Below are 19,491 nucleotides of genomic sequence, written 5' to 3'. Positions count from 1 at the left end.
TCTTTATAGAGCAGCTTTTTTTATTCATCAATCGCCATAACCAAAACACTCACTTTGTTATCGCCCGATTTCAGAATCTCCCATGCAATCGAAGCCAGCGTATTTCCCGTTGTAAAAACATCATCAATTAACAAAATATGCTTACCTGAAATATTTTTAGTCATTGAAAATACATTTTCAGTTTTCAACCGGTTCTGTTTATCCTTCAAAGCCTGAGCTTTGGAATAATGATTTCTTTTCATCACATCATGATCAAACGGAATAGCATAAAATTCTGAAAGCGTTTCAGCGAACCAATGCAGTTGATTATATCCTCTTTCTTTTAATTTTCTCGGATGAAGCGGAACCGTCACCAAAAGATCTGGCTTATGATTTTTAAAATCAAGTCTTTCCGTCGTCCATTCAGCTAAAGTTTTCCCGATTTTCTCCCGACTCCTGTACTTCAGTTCATGAATTAATTTCCGGCTCACATTCTCTTTTTCAAACTGCATGAGTGCAAAAGCATTTTCGATAGGAAAAAGAAGACTGCATTTTTCTTTAACAAAATTATCTTCAGAATAATCGTTGTGGGTAAAGTGGATCTGTTCAAAACAAAGATTACAGACCGGGAAATTGGCATCAATAATGCGGCTGCACCGAATACAGCGATTCGGAAATAAAATATCGAGCATCATTTGCGGATTGAATAACTAAAATGATTATTAATTTTTTACAGGAATAAAAGATTATTAATTCTTTCGATTAAATAACCTCGAATAATTAAATTGTTTTTTATATCCCTAATTGGTGTAAAAATAATCATTTCACCCGAAAATGAAGTGAATAATTAAAAAAAAGGAAAAAAATATGATTGTACGTAACTTGTCATAATTAGAAAACCTTTGAGTTCTTCGCTTTATGCTGAGCTTGTCGAAGCACCTTTGCGAACTTAAAAACAGTTGGTATATAAAAGAATCTTAGCGATTCTTTGCGTGAAAATTAAGCATTATGATCAATAACGGATAATCATAAAAAATTACAAAATGTCTTTCCTGATTTTTTCAATTGCGTTTTTCATCCCCGAATTAAAATATTCCTTCTCCAGACGGATTGGCGGCGATTGTCTTACTTCACAATCCGCAATGCTGCAAGATTCGCAGGTTACGCCTACATTAATCGTTTTCAGGGTGGGAGATTTAATAAAATTGATTTTCTTAATCGTCTGAGAATTCAATAAAATTCCCAAACAATAACTTCTGTTGCTTCCGTCGGAAAAAGGATTTTTTTGCGATGTAGAAATCACCAGATAACTGATTCCCTGATCTTTGTAATGCGAAATCTGGGCGTCCGTTAAGGTTTCGTTTTCTTTTAAATGATGAAGATTTTTCACGGCAATCCATCTTCTGCAGTAATGCTCGTTCGTTGCATTCGCATGAGGAGCCTGTTGATGATTGAGGTGTAACTCTTTTAAGATCTGTATTTTATCTGAATTTTTCTTTTTGACTAAACATAAATAAAACAAATCTTTTATTCCCAGTTCGGAAGAAAGAAGATTCGTCAGGCGATAGTAAAATGTTTCGGGAGAATTGGTGAAATTATCGATTAAACTTTCAAAATTCTGGGGATTCCATTCGTTTTGCAGAAAAAAATCTGAAGTTTTTTCAATTGTTTTCTGTTTTGAAATTAACAAAGCTCCCGCAAAATACGAAGCATAAAAATTATTTAAAATTTCTTCAAAACTTCCGAAATCCAGCCACGAATACGTATTCGGTCGGTTTTTCAGCTCCAGAACATTAAATCCGATCTCTTTCGCGAGAATAAAGGTTTTCTGGTCTTTTTCCAATTTCCGGTTTAAAAGCAACAGCTTTTTTTCATGGACAAACAATGAGCGTAAATTATCCAAAGTCCCGTACTTCTCAAAATCTTCCGACTGAATCTGGTAATTAAATTTTTCATTCAGAATAGTCTCCAGAACATCAGACTGTAAATTTTTGTCGATCTGCAATCCGTTTTCCTGAGCAAAAAGCTGAACTTTTTCCTCAATTTCTGGAAAATAATTATCATAAAGCTCCTGAAAAGAACGTAAAACGGCAAAGTAAAATCTTTCCTTACCTAAATTATAATTTTGTGAAATTTCGATCAGGGCATTGATAAAAGCGGTTACTTTTTTAGGCGCATCACTTATAATGCTTATCAGATTGTTTTTATTGATCCCGAAAAGATCCAGAGGAATTTCTTTAAAAAAATCTGACTGAAGAATTTCATTAAAAGGAGTGAGGCTCTTATCCAGTTTTGTGGAAACCAGATCGTCAAAAGTACAGTTCAGCGCTTCTGAAAGCTGAATGATCTTATCATGCTTCGGATATTTTTTTCCGTTTTCAATTTCGTTAAGGTAGGATTTCGATAAACCGGTCTTTACCGCAAGATCCTGTAAAGACCAGTTTTTCTTCTGTCTCTGCTGTTTCAGTTTCAGCCCGAAAACCGTTTTAATAAAGTCACTGTCCGAATTCATAATTCAAAGATAATATTTAGAAGCGATTATTCGCATAATAATTTTTAAATAAATTTAGCGAACGTTCGCTATTTGTGAAAATTTTTATTTATGTTTGTAGTGTTGAATTACAAAATCAAAATGATATGAAAACCAAGACTCAATTGAAAATCAACGCTCAGCAAAATTTTGATGATATTTTCACCAATGATTTAATCGATTTTTTGGTTGAGCTTCATCAGAATTTTAATCCGAAAAGAATAAAACTTTTAGAAGAAAGAGAAATCAGGCAAAATGAATTTGATAAAGGAATTCTTCCGGAATTTTTAGAAGAAACCAAGGAAATAAGAAACGGAAACTGGATCTGCGCTCCGCTTCCGAAAGATTTACAGGATCGGAGAGTGGAAATTACAGGACCGGTAGACCGGAAAATGATCATCAACGCGTTAAATTCCGGAGCTTTCACTTTTATGGCAGATTTTGAGGACAGCAATTCTCCGACCTGGAAAAACTGCATAGAAGGTCAGTTAAACCTTTCTGATGCGGTGAACCGGAGAATAGATTTTACGACTGAACAGGGAAAATCTTATCAGCTAAATGAAAAAACGGCTGTTTTATTGGTTCGTCCGCGAGGTTTACATTTAAATGAAAAACATATTGAAATTAATGGGGAACAGGCTTCGGCGTCATTAATCGATTTCGGAATTTATTTTTTCAGAAATGCTAAACAATTACTTGAAAATGGAAGCGGGCCGTATTTTTATCTCCCGAAATTAGAACATTATCAGGAAGCAAGATGGTGGAACGAAGTGTTTGTTTTTGCACAGAATTACTTAGAAATTCCGCAGGGAACCATTAAAGCAACAGTTTTAATAGAAACAATTACGGCTTCTTTTCAGATTGATGAAATTTTATTTGAATTAAAAGACCACAGTTCCGGACTCAACTGCGGAAGATGGGATTATATTTTTTCTTTCATTAAAAAATTCAGAAACCTTCCGCAATTTATTGTTCCCGACAGAGATCAGGTAACCATGACTTCCCCTTTTATGAGTGCTTATTCTAAACGTGTCATTGAAATCTGTCACAAAAGAAATGGTCACGCGATAGGAGGAATGGCGGCACAGATTCCGGTTAAAAACGATTATGAAGCGAACAGCATTGCTTTCGGAAAAGTAAGAAGCGATAAAGAACGGGAAGTAAAAAACGGGCACGACGGAACCTGGGTAGCGCATCCTGCGTTGGTTTCTGTGGCTAAAGATATTTTTGATAAATATATGCCTTCCAAAAATCAGATCGATAAAAAATTTCAATACCATATCACCGAAAAAGATCTGCTTGAAGTTCCGAAAGGTGAAATCACCGAAAAAGGGATCCGAAAAAACATCAATGTCGGAATTCTTTACATCGAATCGTGGTTAATGGGAACGGGAGCAGCAGCCATTTATGATTTAATGGAAGATGCGGCAACCGCAGAAATCTCCAGAACCCAGATCTGGCAATGGCTGAAAAATGATGCCGTTTTAAGTGATGACCGCACTTTAACCAGAGAAATGATTCTTCAGTGGGAATTTGAAGAACTGGAAAGAATTGAAAAGTATGTTGGTGAAGAACGTTTCCGTAAAGGGAAATTCAATCTTGCCAAAGAGCTTTTCAATGAATTGATTTTCAGTGAGAAATTTGATGAATTTTTAACTCTGAAAGCATATCCTTTTATTTGAGTGGGAGAGTAATGAGAGTAGGAGAGTGGGAGAGTTTTAGTGATTGAGCTTTTAATGTGATTGCAATTATAAATCATCAACTATCAATCATCAATTATCTATCAACCGTCAACAAGCAACAAACAACAATTAACTAAACAAAAAAATAGTATGAAAACAAAACAAGAACAAATTCAGGAGATCGAAAAAGACTGGCTTGAAAACCCACGCTGGAAAGGAGTTAAACGTCCTTATACAGCGGAAGATGTTTTAAAGCTTCGCGGTTCTTACAAACTGGATTACACCATTGCCACTGAAATGTCTAAAAAATTCTGGAATTTACTCAACACTCAGGATTTCGTTGCAGGACTTGGCGCGTTAACCGGAAATCAGGCGGTTCAGGAAGTGGACGCAGGTTTGCAGGCAATTTATCTTTCCGGATGGCAGGTTGCAGCAGATGCCAATTTATCGGGAGAAATGTATCCGGATCAGTCATTATACCCTGCCAATTCAGTTCCTTCTGTAGTAAAGAAAATTAACAATGCTTTATTGAGAGCAGATCAGATCCAGTCTGTGAACGGTGGCGGAGAAAAGGAATATCTGGTTCCGATTATTGCCGATGCAGAAGCAGGTTTCGGAGGAAATTTAAATGCCTATGAACTGATGAAGCAAATGATTGAAGCCGGAGCTGCGGCAGTGCATTTTGAAGACCAGCTTTCTTCTGCAAAAAAATGCGGTCATTTGGGCGGAAAAGTTTTGGTTCCTACACAGGAAGCCATCAATAAATTAATTTCTGCCCGTTTGGCAGCAGATGTTTTGGGAGTTCCAAGTTTAATTATTGCAAGAACAGATGCAGATGCAGCAGATTTGCTGACTTCTGATATTGACGACAGAGATAAAAAATTTGTAACAGGCGAAAGAACTTCAGAAGGTTTCTATGTCGTAAAAAACGGAGTAGAGCAGGGAATCGACAGAGGTTTATCTTATGCGCCATACGCTGATCTTATCTGGATGGAAACCTCTAATCCTGATCTGGAACAGGCAAGAAAATTTGCAGAAGGCATTCATGCGAAATTTCCGGATAAAATGTTGGCGTACAACTGTTCTCCATCCTTCAACTGGGCAGCAAGACTTTCTGTGGAAGAAATGCAGAATTTCCGTGAAGAACTGGCAAAATTAGGGTACAAATTCCAGTTTATTACTTTGGCAGGTTTCCATGCACTAAATACGGCAATGTTCGAGCTGGCTTTAGCTTATAAAGAAAAAGGAATGGCAGGATATTCTGAATTGCAGGAGCGTGAGTTTGCGTTGCAGCAAAAAGGTTTCAGAGCAGTAAAACATCAGTCGTTTGTAGGAACAGGCTATTTTGATGAGGTACAGAATATTGTTACCAACGGCTCTTCTGCAACGGTTGCCATGAAAGATTCTACCGAGACCGCACAATTTCACTAAAAAGTTCCGTTTTTAATTAAATTTAATTGTTAGAACCTTCTCGATTTTGGGAAGGTTTTAATTTTTATGTGCTAATTTTGAATTTATATTTGAAGGAGATGAGTTTGATTTTTGAAAAACAGATACAGGTTACAGAGCAGCATATTGATGGAAATAATCATGTAAATAACGTTCAGTATGTGCATTGGGTGGAAGAAATTGCAGCAGCGCACTGGGATTTTGTAAAACATAAAACCGAATATCCGAAAGATATCTGGATGCTTCTGGATCATCATATTCAATACAAAAAGCAGGTGTATCTTAATGACATCATTACCGTAAAAACCTATCCGAAAGCTCCTGAAGGAATTCGTCAGCCGAGAAAAGTGGAGTTTTACTGTAACGATCAGTTGGTTGTGGATTCTACTACATTGTGGGTTTTGGTAGACGTTGAAACGCAGAAAATTAAAAGACTGGAAAGTGACTGGTTGGAAAAGCTAAAATGATTCCTTTACAATTTTTTGCAGGATTTCAAACTTTGTTTCTTCGATGGTTCCAGTGATTTCCTGAATATTTCCGTTTTTGTCAACCATAAAAGTCATTGGATTTCTCAGCAGTGTAAAGTAGGATTTCAGCTCCTGTCCGGAATCTGTAATTTGCTGAAAATTGAAAGGTCTTTTGGTTAAAAATTGATTAACTTTTTCTTTACTGTCATAGGTAATAGCTATAAAATTGATTGTTTCTCCTGAAAGTTCTTTCAGTTTATTAAGATAGGGAAGCTCTTCAAGACAGGGTTCGCAGTGAGTTGACCAAAAATTGATAAAAGAGATTTTCCCCTTTAAATCATTGGAATTGAAATTTTTTCCTTCAGAATTTTTATAGTTTTCAATCGGAAAATGGGTTCCTATTTTATTTTCCAGATCGGGGTAAGTCCAAAACTGTCTCTTTTGAGCATTAAAGATTACGCTGTAAAAGATTAATAATAAGGTTATTGTTTTCATGATGAAGTAACGGTTCATCTTCAATATTATTTCATGAAGATTATTTTCTTGTACTCAAAGAACATGAACGGAACAAACCAAATTCCTTATCTTTGCAGGATGATACGTATTACAAAAATTTTTACATTCGAAACCGCTCACGTTTTATACAATTATGACGGGAAATGTAAAAATATGCACGGACATTCCTATAAGCTGTTTGTAACGGTGAAAGGAAAGCCTGTTAATGATTTGGAAAACCCTAAGAATGGGATGGTGGTGGATTTTGGTGATATTAAAAGTATCGTAAAGTCTGAAATTGTAGATGTTTGGGATCATGCTGTTCTCATCAACGGACTTTCGCCGCACAGAGAACTCGGGGAAGATCTTGAGGAAAAAGGGCATAAAGTGATCTACTGTACATTTCAGCCGACCTGCGAGAATATGTTATATGCCATCGCAGCAAAAATAAAATCGAAGCTTCCTGAAGGAATTTCTTTGGCTTATCTTAAACTTCATGAAACCGAAAACTCTTACGGAGAGTGGTTTGCGGAAGATAATCAGTAATTTTTTATTCAGAAAAACTCAGAACGGTGTTAAAAACAACCATTAATTTAGAACCCGGTAAAAAAGTATATTTCGCTTCAGACCAGCATTTTGGCGCACCGAATCCAAAGGAAAGTAAACTGCGCGAAGAGCGTTTTATCCGTTGGATGGACGAAATAAAGGAGGATGCGCAGGTTCTTTTTTTAATGGGAGATCTGTTTGATTTCTGGCATGAGTGGAAACACGTAATTCCGAAGGGATATGTTCGGGTTTTGGGAAAAATCGCCGAACTGAAAGACCGCGGAATCCATATTTACTTCTTTGTGGGAAACCATGACCTTTGGATGAAAGATTATCTTGAAGAAGAAATCGGATGTACGGTTTTCTATAAAAAGCAGTATTTTGAGATGGGCGGAAAACAGTTTTTGCTGGCTCATGGCGATGGTTTGGGACCGGGAGACAAAGGATATAAAAGAATGAAAAAAGTCTTTACCAATCCTGTTGCGCAATGGTTTTTTAAATGGCTGCATCCCGATATTGCGATGAAAATAGCATTGTACATGTCTCAGAAAAATAAAATGATTTCGGGAGATGAGGATAAAGAATTTTTGGGAGAGGATAAGGAATTTCTGATCATTTATTCAAAAGAAAAACTTAAAACTCAGCCAATCGATTATTTTATTTACGGACACCGTCATCTTCCGATGATTCTGGATCTTGAAGGAAAAGCAAAATACATCAATCTGGGAGACTGGATCTCTTATTTTACCTATGGTGTTTTTGAGCATGATTTTGAACTGAAAACCTTTGGAGACAGCACAAAAAAAATTACCCCAAAAGCTGAGGTAATTTCCGAATGAACCGAAATTCATTCATGTTTTTAATCCATATTCCGTATGACTCATTGCAATAATCTGACCATTTTTTAATTTTAAGATTAAAAATGATTAAAAAGAAATCTTTTTTATGATAATTAATTGTAAATGAGATTGAAAGAATAAAAATATTTTTAGAAGTGAAAAATATATTCGGCATACAGACAGAGCAGGATTTTTTAGCTGCATCACTGGAAACCTTCCGTTATCAGTATGAAAATATTGAAGTTTACAGACGTTTTGTAGATTATCTCAACATAAAACCTGAAAATGTTGATGAACTGACAAAAATTCCTTTTCTGCCCATTGAAATGTTTAAAAATCATCAGGTTTTAGATAAAAATGTAACTGCGGATCTTTTTTTTCAGAGTTCCGGAACCACACAGATGAATTTATCGAAACATTTCATTGCCAATCCTCAACTGTATGAAGAAAGCATTTATAAAAGCTTTGAACAGTTTATCGGAAAACCTGAAGATTTCATTTTTCTCGGACTTTTGCCAAGTTATCTGGAAAGACAAAACTCTTCGCTGATTTATATGGTAGATTACCTGATGAAAAAATCCGGAAAACCTGAAAACGGATATTTCCTTTACAATCATGAAGATTTATTTACACTTTTAAATGAATTACAAAATAAAAAAGTTATTCTCTTCGGTGTTTCTTTTGCTTTGCTGGATTTCTTAGACTTCTGTGACAGCAGTTCAAAAACGCTTCAGTTCTCCGATTCTTTAACCGTAATCGAAACCGGAGGAATGAAAGGCCGAAAAGAAGAAATGACCAAAGATGAGCTGCTGAACATTTTGCAGGAAGGTTTTAAAACTGATAAAATTTATTCAGAATATTCCATGACGGAGCTTCTTTCACAGGCATATTCTTTAGGAAATAACGAATATCAATGTCCGAACTGGATGCGCATCATGATCAGAAATGCAGAAGATCCCTTTAATTATGAAAAAGAGGAAAGAACGGGAGCGATTAATATCATCGACTTGGCAAATGTACATTCCTGTGCATTCATCGCAACACAAGATTTAGGAAAAATTGTCGGAGATAAATTTCAGGTTTTAGGCAGAATCGATCATTCAGATATTCGTGGATGCAGTTTGCTTGTAAGTTGATTGAGTTTGTAGTTGAAGTATTTTAGAATTGCAGAATTTTCAGGCTCAAAATTTAAAATTCTGCTATCATTTGCTTAGTGAAAACGCCTTTGCGAGCGAAAATATACAGAACAAATAATAAATAAAATCTTTGCGATCTCCGCGTTAAAAATAAAGAGTTTCATCAAAGCAGTATTATTATTTAAACATCAATTATCATTAGCTTAGTGAAACGCCTTTGCGAACGAACTATGCAGAACAAATACTAAATAAAATCTTTGCGATGCGATCTTCGCGTTGAAAACAAAAAATAAAAAAACAAAAAGTGTTAAAAATAGAAGAATTGGTTCACGCATTTATTCATTCTCAATGCAATTTTGAGAAGGAAATTGTTTTGACCAATCATTTTCAGGCAGATTGGGAAGCCGATATTCTGATTGTTGATTCAGAAGGATACAGTCATGAAATTGAAATCAAGCTTTCGAAGAGCGATTTCAAAAACGATTTTAAAAAATCCTATACCAATTCCAATACCGGCGAAAAATTTTTGAAACATGATAAAATTTCCTGTGGAGATTATATTTGCAATGCGTTCAGTTTTCTGCTTCCGATGGGAATGGTAGATCATGAAATGATTCCCGAACATTGCGGAATTATCGAATTTTACCACAACGTAGACTCTTGGGAAACGGAATTTTATATTGTAAGAAAACCCAGAAAAGTACACGAAGATTCTTACTGGAAACTGAATGATAAAGATCTTTTCATCCGGAAAATGGCTTTAAATCTATTATATAAGAAAATGGAGATCAAAGGAAAGCATGAAGAACTTATCTTCAAAAATCCGTTTGATCTTAAAAAATTAAAGTAGTCTTTCAAAATGTCAAACATAAAAAAATCCTGTCGGCTGACAGGATTTTGTGGTTAACTATCTAATTCTTCCATGCCGTTTCGCTGCAGCAGGAATCTGTAAATCAATCCTCCCGCAATTCCTCCCAAAATCGGAGCAACCCAGAACAGCCAAAGCTGAGACATTGAGTTTCCGCCTACAAACACTGCCTGAGAAAGTGATCTTGCCGGATTCACGGAAGTATTCGTAATCGGGATGGAAATTAAATGGATTAACGTTAATCCCAAACCAATTGCAATACCTGCAAATTTTCCGTTGGCAAATTTATCTGTCGCACCAAGAATGATGATCAGGAAAAATGCCGTCAATAAAAATTCCGTTAAAAATGCAGCACTCATCGAGTAGCTTTTTCCGAAATAGACCGCTTCACCGTAGAAATTGGTGGCAAAAGCTCCCGGTCCAGAAAAATCCGGAGCTCCGGAACCGCTCAGAATTGTATACAATGCTCCTGCGGCTGCAATCGCTCCAACACACTGTGCGGCTACGTAAGGAACAAGATCTTTAGCAGAAAATCTCCCTCCTGCAAGAAGTCCTACAGAAACAGCCGGGTTGAAATGACCTCCTGAAATATGTCCTACTGCATATGCCATGGTAAGAACGGTAAGCCCGAAAGCCAGCGAAACACCCAGAAGAAGAATCCCTAATTGTCCATTAGATGCCGCTGCAATCTGCGAGGCGAAGATTGCACTTCCGCAACCTCCGAAAACAAGCCAGAATGTGCCGAAAAATTCAGCAAAAAGTTTTTTTATCATATTGTTTATTTTTAAAAAGTATTTCAAATTTATCATTAATATATTGAATTAAAAAGTATAATTTTAAACTTATTGCAAATTAAATTTTGATTTTATTATTGATTTAATAATTTAAAATAAAAATAATAGTTAATTATTTTCATATATATGTTTATTAGAGTTTATATTTATTTCATAAATGATTATTTTAGTTTATAATTTTTAAAATTTCTTTCATGAAAAAGTTTTTGTGTGTGATCTTTGCTTCCTTTCTTCATGGCATATTTTCTTCACAGGCGGCTCAAAAAACATTACCATGCTATGATCTTACAGAAGTTTTAAGAGTAGAACCCACTTTTCTTTATAAGCCGCATCTGGATGCCTCAAAAAGTTTTGGGGTAAAGCTTCTAAAGGATTCAAAGACCATTCAGGATTATATCAGCAAAGGAAAATTTCATAAAATAAAAAAATCAGGAACCGGATATCGGGTTCAGAAACTGGATTACAGCAGAGCTTACATGGTTTCTAAAGGGAAATCGATGCTCGAGAAAATAGGAGTGCGTTTCAGTAAAGAAACAAAAGGGAATGTCTTTACGGTTTCTTCCATTACCAGAACACTGGAAGACCAGTGCCGACTGAGAAGAGTGAATTCTAATGCGGCATTGGGAATCAGTTCTCATAACTACGGAAATTCTTTTGACATTTCGTATGTACGGTTTAATGGTGTTTTAAAGCATAATCCTAAGTTGGAAGCTGCTTTGGAGAAGGTTCTGAAGTATTATTATGATCTGGGAAGAATTTATTACATCAAAGAGAAACAACAGAGCTGTTATCACATTACAGTAAAGAATTATTAACTAATTTTCAATTATACGTGAGATACTTGCATAGATAATTTAGTTTCTATAATTTTATGCCTTAGAAAAACCGTGAAAATATGAATACATTCAACAGAGAACAATGCGAATTAGCATTTGCAGCGTGGGACAATTGCCGTGGAAATTACAATGCCATTAAAGATCTGATTCCTACCAATTATGTTTTTGATTTTGATGCAGAACAGATCAACTGGGTGAAGAACGAAAATACAGGAAGTGAGTTTTGTGCTCAGATCGGTATTTACGAGAATAAGATGGTTGCTGTTCTTTGCCCGATGGACGAAGGAGGACATAAAAAAGAAGTACAGGATTATCCTTACAGCTTTTTAGCTGAACTGAAGGAAGACCTTAATCTGGTGGAAACGGAAGAATATACGCTTGTGAAAAATGCGGTTCTTTCCAAAGAGCTTAAAACAGTCGATAACAGTTCGGATATGTTCTGGCCGATTGCCAATAAGCCCATGATGGAGCAGGATAAAGCAATCGAAGCCATAGAATCCTGGAGAAACGAAGCAATGACGTGGTTCTACAGAGAATGCACAGAATTTCAGGGAGCAAGAATTTTCAGACAGTTTTACGTACCTGCAGAAAATCTTAATCCGCCGAAAGCAGGGCTTTCCCATATGGTTTGTTCCTTCGGACTGAAATTTTCTCAGGTGTATCAGAGAGTTTTGCCTACGCTTATTTTCATTTCTTTTTATACAGATCTGGAGGGCAGTGAAAACGGAGTAAGCGTTGAAAAAATCTCCAATACATACGATTGGTCAAATGCATGTCCGCCTATCTGCCAGTTTATGTAATTTTTAACTAAAATATATTGTGGATATTTACCAGGTAATACTTTATCTTAATAACAGTTTACTTGTTATTTGTGCTTTAATCGGAATTTTAAAGTACAAAACACTTAGAAACACAGAAAAATGGTATGTATATTATATCATTTTTCTTTTTTTGATAGAAGCGGCAGGAAGAGTTTCTATCAGTCTTTTTCATGTAAAAGGACTGGATTTTCTGTTTCCTTATTACGTAGCAGGAGAATTTCTCATCTTGGGAATTCTTTTCGTGAAAAAATTAGCATTACCATGGTATTGCTACCTTCCGGTAGTAGTACTGGCGCTCTTCTTTTTGCTGGATACAGGAATGGTAACCAATGAAGTAAAGAAAGTAATTTCAAATATTATTGTGATCTGCTTTGCCGGTTATGCACTGCTTATGGAAATTAAAAACACCAAGGTAAATGACCGTTTCATGGCGGTAGACAGTCTTATTTTTCTGTATTATGGATTGTCGGTCTTTTTATTCTTCCTTCTTCGTCAGCTTGCAGATTTTGGAGTAAAACAGGCAGGAATGATATGGAGCATCAATAATGTGCTCTGCAGCTTTTTATATATATCAATCATCTATACCTTTTTAAGATTAAAGAAATAACCTTAAATATCACTTTTTTTGTTGCGTTGATTGCCGTTCTGGTAATTATCATGACATTTATTTTGTTGGCTTACAGAAGTTTCATCCAGAGAATCATTAAAGAGAAAAATGCACAGTACGAAGCAGAAGTTCAGCATCAGAAAAATCTTGCTCTGGAAAATATTAAAGCGCAGGAATCCGAGCGGAAAAGAATTGCCGTTATGATCCACGACGACATCGGAAACCGTCTGAATATTCTTTCTTTATGGCTGAATAATTTAGATACCAAAGGCGATGAACTCATCAAAAAAAATATAACCACACAAATGTCTTCTCTCATAGATTCTGCCAGAAGCATTTCTCATTCATTATATCCCGTGAATCTGGAATCCGTAGGTCTTGTTCTTTATATTGAAGAGCTGATTGCCAATTTATCAGGAAGAATAAATATTTCACTGAACGTAAGTCCGAAATTTCAGAAAAAAGAAATCTTCGTGGAAGTTCAGTTGTACAGAATTATTCAGGAATTTACAACCAATGTCCTTAAACATTCGGAAGCATCCAGAGTCTGGATCTATATTAAAGATAATAAAACAAATCTTGCAGTTATCATTTCCGATAACGGGCAAAGCTTTGAGTATGATGAGGTAAAAAAGGGAATGGGTATTAAAAATATAGAATCCAGAATAAAATCTATGAACGCGGCGCACAAATGGAAAAATACCCTAGGTAAAGGCAGCCGACTAATTATAAAAATTCCATACAATGAACTCCCAGATCAAAATAGCATTAATTGATGACGAACAACTCATTCTCGAAGGCGTAAAAATGTTATTGTCTTCGGAACCCAATATCACGGTAGGATCTACCTCTACCAACGGACCGGATTTTTTAGAAACTTTAGAAGAAACCTCTGAAGAAGATTTTCCCGATATTGCCTTGGTAGACGTACAGATGCAGCCCATGAACGGCTTTGAGCTGGTAGAAATCTTAAAGGAAAAATATCCCAATCTTAAAATTATTATCCTTTCTTCCCATTACAAAACAACCATTCTGGGATATATGGTGAAGCTGGGTGTTTCAGCATTTCTGCCAAAGAACTCTAACCGAAATGCTTTTATCGAAGCCATTACCATGGTCTACAAAAACGGAATTTTCTTTACTCCGGAAGATCATCAGATGATTTTTTCCTACATGAACAGCCCTACCAAAAAAAGAACACTCTTTGAAATGGACGATGAACTCTCCGACCGCGAAAAAGATGTTGTAAGACTCATCTGTCAGGAATGCACCAACAACGAAATCGCAGAAAAATTATTCATCAGTCCCAGAACCGTAGAAAGCCACAGACAGCGAATCGTCGAAAAAATAGGCGCTAAAAATACAGTGGGAATTGTAATTTATGCCATTATCAACAATATTCATCCCTTAGAAAGAATCTGATTCCGTAGAAATACGGAATTTTTTATTTGGTACTTTCTACTCTATTATCCCGGTTTTTTTCATCGTTACTTTGGAGTGTTCATATAATAAGTGCTTCATTTTTAGGAATGAAGAAAAGATAAAAACCACAAAGTGTAATGGAAAACAACATCATCTCTGTCGGAATTTTCTTCGATGGAACAGGAAACAACGGGATGAATGCCACTTCTCATAATAAACCACTTAGGAATAACGAAAGCTATTACGGTAATATTACCAATATCTATAAATTATTTAAGCTGTTTAAAAGTGATGAGAAAAAATATGTAGGAGGAATCGGAACGGTTGCAGGAAATGAAGACAGCGATTTTGCAATGGCTACGTGCAAAAATCCTGCGGGGTATCACGGATATTCTTCAGATGATAAACTGGAAGAAGCTTTTTCCTTCATTAAAAATACAATTGAGGAAGATACAAGAGAATACCAGTTATACATCTATGGCTTCAGTCGTGGAGCCATGTTGGCAAGAACTTTTTGTAATAAAATAATACAGCATACCTCAGAATTTTCAGGAAAAAAAGTTAAAATTAAATTTTTGGGAATTTTTGATACGGTAGAATCTGCTGCTTTCAACGATTACGATGTGGCGGTTTTACCCGAAACAGAAAGAGTTCTTCACATTTGTGGCGTAAACGAATGCCGTTATTTTTTTCCTCTTACAGGTATTTTCGAAGAATCAAAAGACAGAACAGACGCAAAATGGGAAAGCGGAAACTCGGTATGGAAAGAAATTTTCGTTCCGGGAGCCCATGCAGATGTAGGAGGAGGATATTTAGAAGGTTCCCAATCGGTTTATATTTCTCCGAATTTCATTAAAAATAGAGAACTCTATTACTATGTGGAAAACATTAGAGGAACGGCTTTAGATTCAGAAAAAAAGAAAATTTGGAATTCCGTTTTACAAGATTATAAAATAGATAAAGGCGATATTTTTTCTCAGGCTTACGTTACAAGAGATTTGGTGTACAGTGATCTTTCAAAAGTCTACGGAAAACTTATGCTGATGGAAACCAATTCTGAGCAGTCTGTTTTTGAGGAGGATTTTGATGAATTTACTTTTGAAATTCATCCCGAAACACATCCTTACCTTGTAGAATTATCGGAGGCTCTTGAAAATTATATTAAAAACCTTTCACCTGACATTAAGCCGGATTACAGTTATGAAAAACTGGCAGATTATACCCATATTTCGGCAAATTTCGGGTTATATCATCCTGCTTTAATGATGGAATCCAAATCGGGAATTCCTACAGAAATCATCAATAACGGTCTGAATGTTCCGAGCCATTCGGATGATCAGTTCAATAAAAACCAATCCAGATTACAGTCGGAGATTCATCATATTGAAGATTCTGTCGTGGATTACGCCTACGGAACCAATATTCCCAATAACGATAATTGGAGCCGTACCATTTTAATCAAAGAAAATTTTTATAATAAATGTTAGTACATTTTCAGTTTTAAATTTAGGTGTTGAGCTGTCTTGGTTAGGCAGCTCAGTTTTTTTACGTGAAACTACCTATTTTTAATTTGGTTATTTATACTGTAGTTTTTGCTTCTTATTCTTTGTTACTTTGGGTTGTTCTTACAGGAAGCTTCAATAGGAATGAAATTCACTTATAGTTAAACCTAAAGTCATTTACAAAGACTAAAAAACAGAACATAATCATGGAATACAGAGATAACGAAATCTATTTCGATACGGCTTCCAACAATTTGGTAAAAGGATCTTTTACCGTAAACGAGTTTTCAATTACTGAAGGACAGGATCCTAAAGGACATATTTATGTAGGATTTACAGCAAGCTGCGGAAGCGATGGAAAGTTTATTTTTTCTATCGGAAGAAAAGGATCTTCAGCAGTAGCCAAATGGTTTTCTGCAAGAGTTCCCGCAAACAGAACAACTTTTAACCACGATCCGGGAGAACTTAATTTTGCTATGATCGGAACCCTGGTTCTCGAATTCAAAGGCGGAAAAACCTGTACCTTCTACAATGTTGCTTTGGCACAGGGACATAGCGGACTAAGCAATAACTGGTGGTTTGGAGGCAAACAGGGAATGTACAATGGAAGCGATACCGCGATCTATGGAGCGATAAGCAATAATATTGTAGAGTTGGCATCTTTCCTGAGAGGAGGAAATGCAGCAGACCATATCAAAGTTACTCCGAAAACATTTTAAAAAACAACTTAATATTAAATTTTACATCAGAAAACCACTCTTTTAAGGGTGGTTTTCTGCATATAATGCAGCATTCATTTCTTTTCCGTATTTTTGCACCCGAAAATTCATTATTCACTATTAATCATTATTTAACACATGCTTTCGGTTCAAGGTTTAGGATTACATCATTCAGGAACATATCTGTTTCAAAACGTGAATTTCACGATTAAAAAGGATGATAAAATTGGTTTGGTCGGTAAAAATGGAGCGGGGAAATCCACTTTATTGAAAATGCTTTCCGGAGAAATTAATTTCTACGAAGGAAACGTGGTTCCGGAAGGAAACATCACCATTGGTTTCTTAAAACAGGATCTCGATTTCGTAAAAGGAAGAACAGTCTGGGCAGAAACCATGCAGGCTTTCGAACAGATCAACGCATGGAAAAATGAGCTTGAAGAAGTGAATCATCAGATGGCGACAAGAACCGACTATGAAAGCGATTCTTACACGGATCTGATTAATAAAATGACGGAACTGAACGACCTTTTGATGAACCACGACGCTTACAATCTGGAAGGCGATATGGAAAAAGTATTGTTCGGACTTGGTTTCAAAGCGGATGATTTCCAGAAAATTACCGATGAATTTTCCGGAGGCTGGAGAATGAGAATCGAACTGGCAAAACTGTTGCTGCAAAAGAACGACATCATGCTTCTCGATGAGCCTACGAACCACCTGGATATGGAATCCATCATGTGGCTGGAAAACTTTTTGAAAGATTATCCCGGAGCAATTGTTCTGGTAAGTCACGATAAGCAGTTCATGACTGCGGTTTGTAACCGTACTTTCGATATCAACAACAAAAAAGTTGACGATTATAAAGCGAATTATTCCAAATATCTTGTGATGCGCGAAGACCGCCGCGAAAAACTGATTCAGGCTAAAAAGAATCAGGATGCGGAGATCAAGCAGATGGAAGATAACATCAATAAGTTCCGTGCAAGTGCTACAAAAGCATCATTCGCACAATCTTTGATTAAAAAATTAGACAAAATCGAACGTATTGAAGTAGATAATGAAGACGTTTCTAAATTCAATATCCGTTTCGTACAGTCGCAGGTTCCAGGAAAAATTATCTTCGAAGCTGAAAATCTTGGAAAAGCTTACGGCGAAAAACAGATTTTTGATGATGTGGATTTCATCGTTCAGCGAGGAGACAGAATTGCGCTTCTTGGACAAAACGGACAGGGAAAAACAACGTTGGCGAAAATTCTTGCAGGAGACATCAAAGATTATTCAGGAACTTGGAATCTTGGACATAACGTAAACATCGGGTATTTTGCTCAGAATCAGGAGGAAGTTTTAACCCCGAATAAAACCGTTCAGGAAGAAGCGGAAGACGCTGCAACCGAAGAAACGAGACCAAGAGTCCGCGATTTGTTAGGATCTTTCCTTTTTCAGGGTGAAGCGGTGAATAAAAAAACGAAAGTACTTTCCGGAGGGGAAAGAAACCGTTTGGCGCTTTGTAAATTGTTGCTTCGTCCTTTCAATACGCTGATCATGGACGAACCTACCAATCACCTGGATATCCAGTCTAAGGAAATCATCAAACTGGCTCTTCAGAAATTTGAAGGAACATTAATTGTGATTTCGCACGACAGGGAATTCTTACAGGGACTTTGTGACAAGATCTACGAATTCCGTGATGGTAAAATGAAAGAATTCTTAGGAGACATCAACGAATATCTTGAATTCAGACAAAAAGAATCAATTCGCGAAATCTCTGCAGAAAAAGCAAAACTTCATGGAGAAGATACCAAGGTTGAGATAAAGGCAAAAAAAGAGGAAAAGCCTGCAACAGAAACTCAACAATCAACCATTGTAAGCAAAGAGCAGAAAAATATTCAGAATAAACTGAAAAAAGTAGAAGAAAAAATTACTGAACTGGAAACAAAAGTTGAGGAATTTGAAGCTTCTTTCACCAAAGAAAACCCTTCTGAAGAAACACTGGAAAAATACAACAATACCAAAGAAGAACTGGATCTTGCTTTGCAGGAGTGGGAATATTTGGGAACTCAGTTGAATTAATTTCTAAGAAATACATAAAATAAACCTTATAGGTTTTTAAAACCTATAAGGTTTGATTACAGTTTGTAACAAAATCTCATTTCTACTTACTCATCTATCAAAATATTTTAAGAAAACTTTAATCTCAATTTTTAAATTATTTTTATAATTTTGACGAATGATCTTTAAAGAAAACAGAAATCTAAAGAATTTTATTTCCAAATTATTGTTTGGGATCTATTTTCTTGCGCTGTTTTCCCAGAATTTCCACAGTCACAGTTCCGAAGATGTTTTTAAAAACTTCAGCTTCAAAAAATCGGAGAATACAGTTACTAAAAATATAGCGAAGGAAAAAGCAGCAGACTGTCTTGCCTGTCATTTCTTAGCTACCGGAAATACTTTAGTTCCTGAAGAATTCAGTTTTTCTTTTGCGCATTATACGCACGAAGTAAAGCAGATCATTACCGTTCAGGAAAAAATATGGTCTCAGACCAAATTTACCTTTCAGCTTCGCGGTCCGCCCGCAATTTCATAATTCATAGATTCTTTTCGGATTTTATCTAAATAATTTTTAGATACGTAATGTATTTAATTAAACTAATCTAATTTTTTTTTAACCATTAAGATGAATTTAGGAAGTAAGTTTTATTAAAAAAATCATATAGATTTTTTGTATCCCTTAAAAGAAAGGTTAAACTTAATTGCTATAAAATTTTTAAAACAAATCTTAACGGTTCAAAATAGAACATT

20 protein-coding genes are annotated in these 19,491 nt (G+C 35.8%); 16 read left to right on the top strand and 4 right to left on the bottom strand.

The features are described 5' to 3' along the window. Positions 1-20 precede the first annotated feature (20 nt). Together H6W52_RS15695 and H6W52_RS15690 are read right to left on the bottom strand one after the other, a co-directional pair. Positions 21-671 (bottom strand): ComF family protein, encoded by a 651-nt coding sequence (locus tag H6W52_RS15695; RefSeq protein WP_308196690.1) that lies wholly within the window; start codon positions 669-671, stop codon positions 21-23. Between the two features lie 344 nt (positions 672-1,015). Further along, the gene (locus tag H6W52_RS15690) at positions 1,016-2,491 is read right to left on the bottom strand and encodes a helix-turn-helix domain-containing protein (RefSeq protein ID WP_116097532.1); all 1,476 of its coding nucleotides are present in this window, start codon (positions 2,489-2,491) and stop codon (positions 1,016-1,018) included. Positions 2,492-2,616: 125 nt separating this feature from the next. On the opposite strand from H6W52_RS15690, the gene aceB reads away from it, so the two are divergent. From aceB to H6W52_RS15675, 3 genes are all read left to right on the top strand, one after another. After that, positions 2,617-4,191, top strand: a complete 1,575-nt coding sequence (gene aceB, locus H6W52_RS15685; protein ID WP_185216794.1) for a malate synthase A — start codon at positions 2,617-2,619, stop codon at positions 4,189-4,191. 150 nt (positions 4,192-4,341) lie between these two features. Beyond that, complete coding sequence (gene aceA / locus H6W52_RS15680; RefSeq protein WP_116097536.1) at positions 4,342-5,622, top strand: isocitrate lyase; 1,281 nt, start codon at positions 4,342-4,344, stop codon at positions 5,620-5,622. A gap of 98 nt (positions 5,623-5,720) precedes the next feature. Next, positions 5,721-6,107, top strand: coding sequence for an acyl-CoA thioesterase (locus H6W52_RS15675; RefSeq protein WP_116097538.1), 387 nt, complete (start codon positions 5,721-5,723; stop codon positions 6,105-6,107). On the opposite strand, the gene H6W52_RS15670 is transcribed toward H6W52_RS15675, so the two are convergent. After that, on the bottom strand, positions 6,099-6,602 hold the full coding sequence (locus H6W52_RS15670) for a TlpA family protein disulfide reductase (RefSeq protein WP_157967239.1): 504 nt from the start codon (positions 6,600-6,602) through the stop codon (positions 6,099-6,101). The two genes, H6W52_RS15675 and H6W52_RS15670, sit on opposite strands and share 9 nt — an antisense overlap. 99 nt (positions 6,603-6,701) lie before the next feature. On the opposite strand from H6W52_RS15670, the gene H6W52_RS15665 reads away from it, so the two are divergent. The 4 genes from H6W52_RS15665 (at position 6,702) to H6W52_RS15650 (ending at position 9,973) form a co-directional block, all read left to right on the top strand. Continuing rightward, on the top strand, positions 6,702-7,148 hold the full coding sequence (locus tag H6W52_RS15665) for a 6-pyruvoyl trahydropterin synthase family protein (protein WP_087706037.1): 447 nt from the start codon (positions 6,702-6,704) through the stop codon (positions 7,146-7,148). Between the two features lie 26 nt (positions 7,149-7,174). Beyond that, complete coding sequence (locus tag H6W52_RS15660) at positions 7,175-7,987, top strand: UDP-2,3-diacylglucosamine diphosphatase (RefSeq protein ID WP_116097542.1); 813 nt, start codon at positions 7,175-7,177, stop codon at positions 7,985-7,987. A 155-nt stretch (positions 7,988-8,142) separates the two neighbouring features. Next, positions 8,143-9,123: an acyl transferase gene (locus tag H6W52_RS15655; RefSeq protein ID WP_116097544.1), complete on the top strand. Its 981-nt coding sequence runs from the start codon at positions 8,143-8,145 to the stop codon at positions 9,121-9,123. Between the two features lie 304 nt (positions 9,124-9,427). After that, the gene (locus H6W52_RS15650; RefSeq protein ID WP_116097546.1) at positions 9,428-9,973 is read left to right on the top strand and encodes a hypothetical protein; all 546 of its coding nucleotides are present in this window, start codon (positions 9,428-9,430) and stop codon (positions 9,971-9,973) included. Between the two features lie 53 nt (positions 9,974-10,026). Here H6W52_RS15650 and aqpZ read toward each other — a convergent pair whose 3' ends face one another. Continuing rightward, on the bottom strand, positions 10,027-10,761 hold the full coding sequence (gene aqpZ / locus H6W52_RS15645) for an aquaporin Z (RefSeq protein WP_116097592.1): 735 nt from the start codon (positions 10,759-10,761) through the stop codon (positions 10,027-10,029). 218 nt (positions 10,762-10,979) lie between these two features. On the opposite strand from aqpZ, the gene H6W52_RS15640 reads away from it, so the two are divergent. The 9 genes from H6W52_RS15640 to H6W52_RS15600 all read left to right on the top strand — a co-directional run bounded on the left by H6W52_RS15640 (position 10,980) and on the right by H6W52_RS15600 (position 19,276). After that, on the top strand, positions 10,980-11,600 hold the full coding sequence (locus tag H6W52_RS15640; protein WP_116097548.1) for a DUF5715 family protein: 621 nt from the start codon (positions 10,980-10,982) through the stop codon (positions 11,598-11,600). 80 nt (positions 11,601-11,680) lie between these two features. Next, positions 11,681-12,421, top strand: a complete 741-nt coding sequence (locus H6W52_RS15635; protein ID WP_116097550.1) for a hypothetical protein — start codon at positions 11,681-11,683, stop codon at positions 12,419-12,421. A 19-nt stretch (positions 12,422-12,440) separates the two neighbouring features. Further along, complete coding sequence (locus H6W52_RS15630; protein ID WP_116097552.1) at positions 12,441-13,049, top strand: hypothetical protein; 609 nt, start codon at positions 12,441-12,443, stop codon at positions 13,047-13,049. A 50-nt stretch (positions 13,050-13,099) separates the two neighbouring features. Beyond that, positions 13,100-13,825, top strand: a complete 726-nt coding sequence (locus H6W52_RS15625) for a sensor histidine kinase (protein ID WP_165762926.1) — start codon at positions 13,100-13,102, stop codon at positions 13,823-13,825. Further along, positions 13,794-14,471, top strand: coding sequence for a response regulator transcription factor (locus H6W52_RS15620; RefSeq protein WP_116097554.1), 678 nt, complete (start codon positions 13,794-13,796; stop codon positions 14,469-14,471). The genes H6W52_RS15625 and H6W52_RS15620 overlap by 32 nt, the downstream gene beginning before the upstream one ends. Before the next feature lie 137 nt (positions 14,472-14,608). Further along, a complete protein-coding gene (locus H6W52_RS15615) occupies positions 14,609-15,958 on the top strand; it encodes a T6SS phospholipase effector Tle1-like catalytic domain-containing protein (RefSeq protein ID WP_116097556.1) in 1,350 nt (449 codons plus the stop codon). Positions 15,959-16,179: 221 nt separating this feature from the next. Then, entirely contained in the window at positions 16,180-16,692 is a 513-nt protein-coding gene (locus H6W52_RS15610) for a hypothetical protein (RefSeq protein ID WP_116097558.1), read from the top strand. Between the two features lie 138 nt (positions 16,693-16,830). Further along, positions 16,831-18,762 carry an ABC-F family ATP-binding cassette domain-containing protein gene (locus H6W52_RS15605; protein WP_116097560.1) on the top strand — a complete coding sequence of 644 codons (1,932 nt, stop codon included), beginning with the start codon at positions 16,831-16,833 and terminating at the stop codon, positions 18,760-18,762. A 157-nt stretch (positions 18,763-18,919) separates the two neighbouring features. After that, positions 18,920-19,276, top strand: coding sequence for a hypothetical protein (locus tag H6W52_RS15600; RefSeq protein WP_116097562.1), 357 nt, complete (start codon positions 18,920-18,922; stop codon positions 19,274-19,276). The last annotated feature ends 215 nt before the right edge of the window (positions 19,277-19,491 follow it).

Origin of the sequence: Chryseobacterium sp. C2(2020) (assembly GCF_014218915.1) — a bacterium.
Classification (GTDB): Bacteria; Bacteroidota; Bacteroidia; order Flavobacteriales; family Weeksellaceae; genus Chryseobacterium; species Chryseobacterium mucoviscidosis.
The sequence above is the reverse complement of the archived record's forward strand: the minus strand, read 5'-3'. Positions and strand labels throughout refer to the sequence as shown.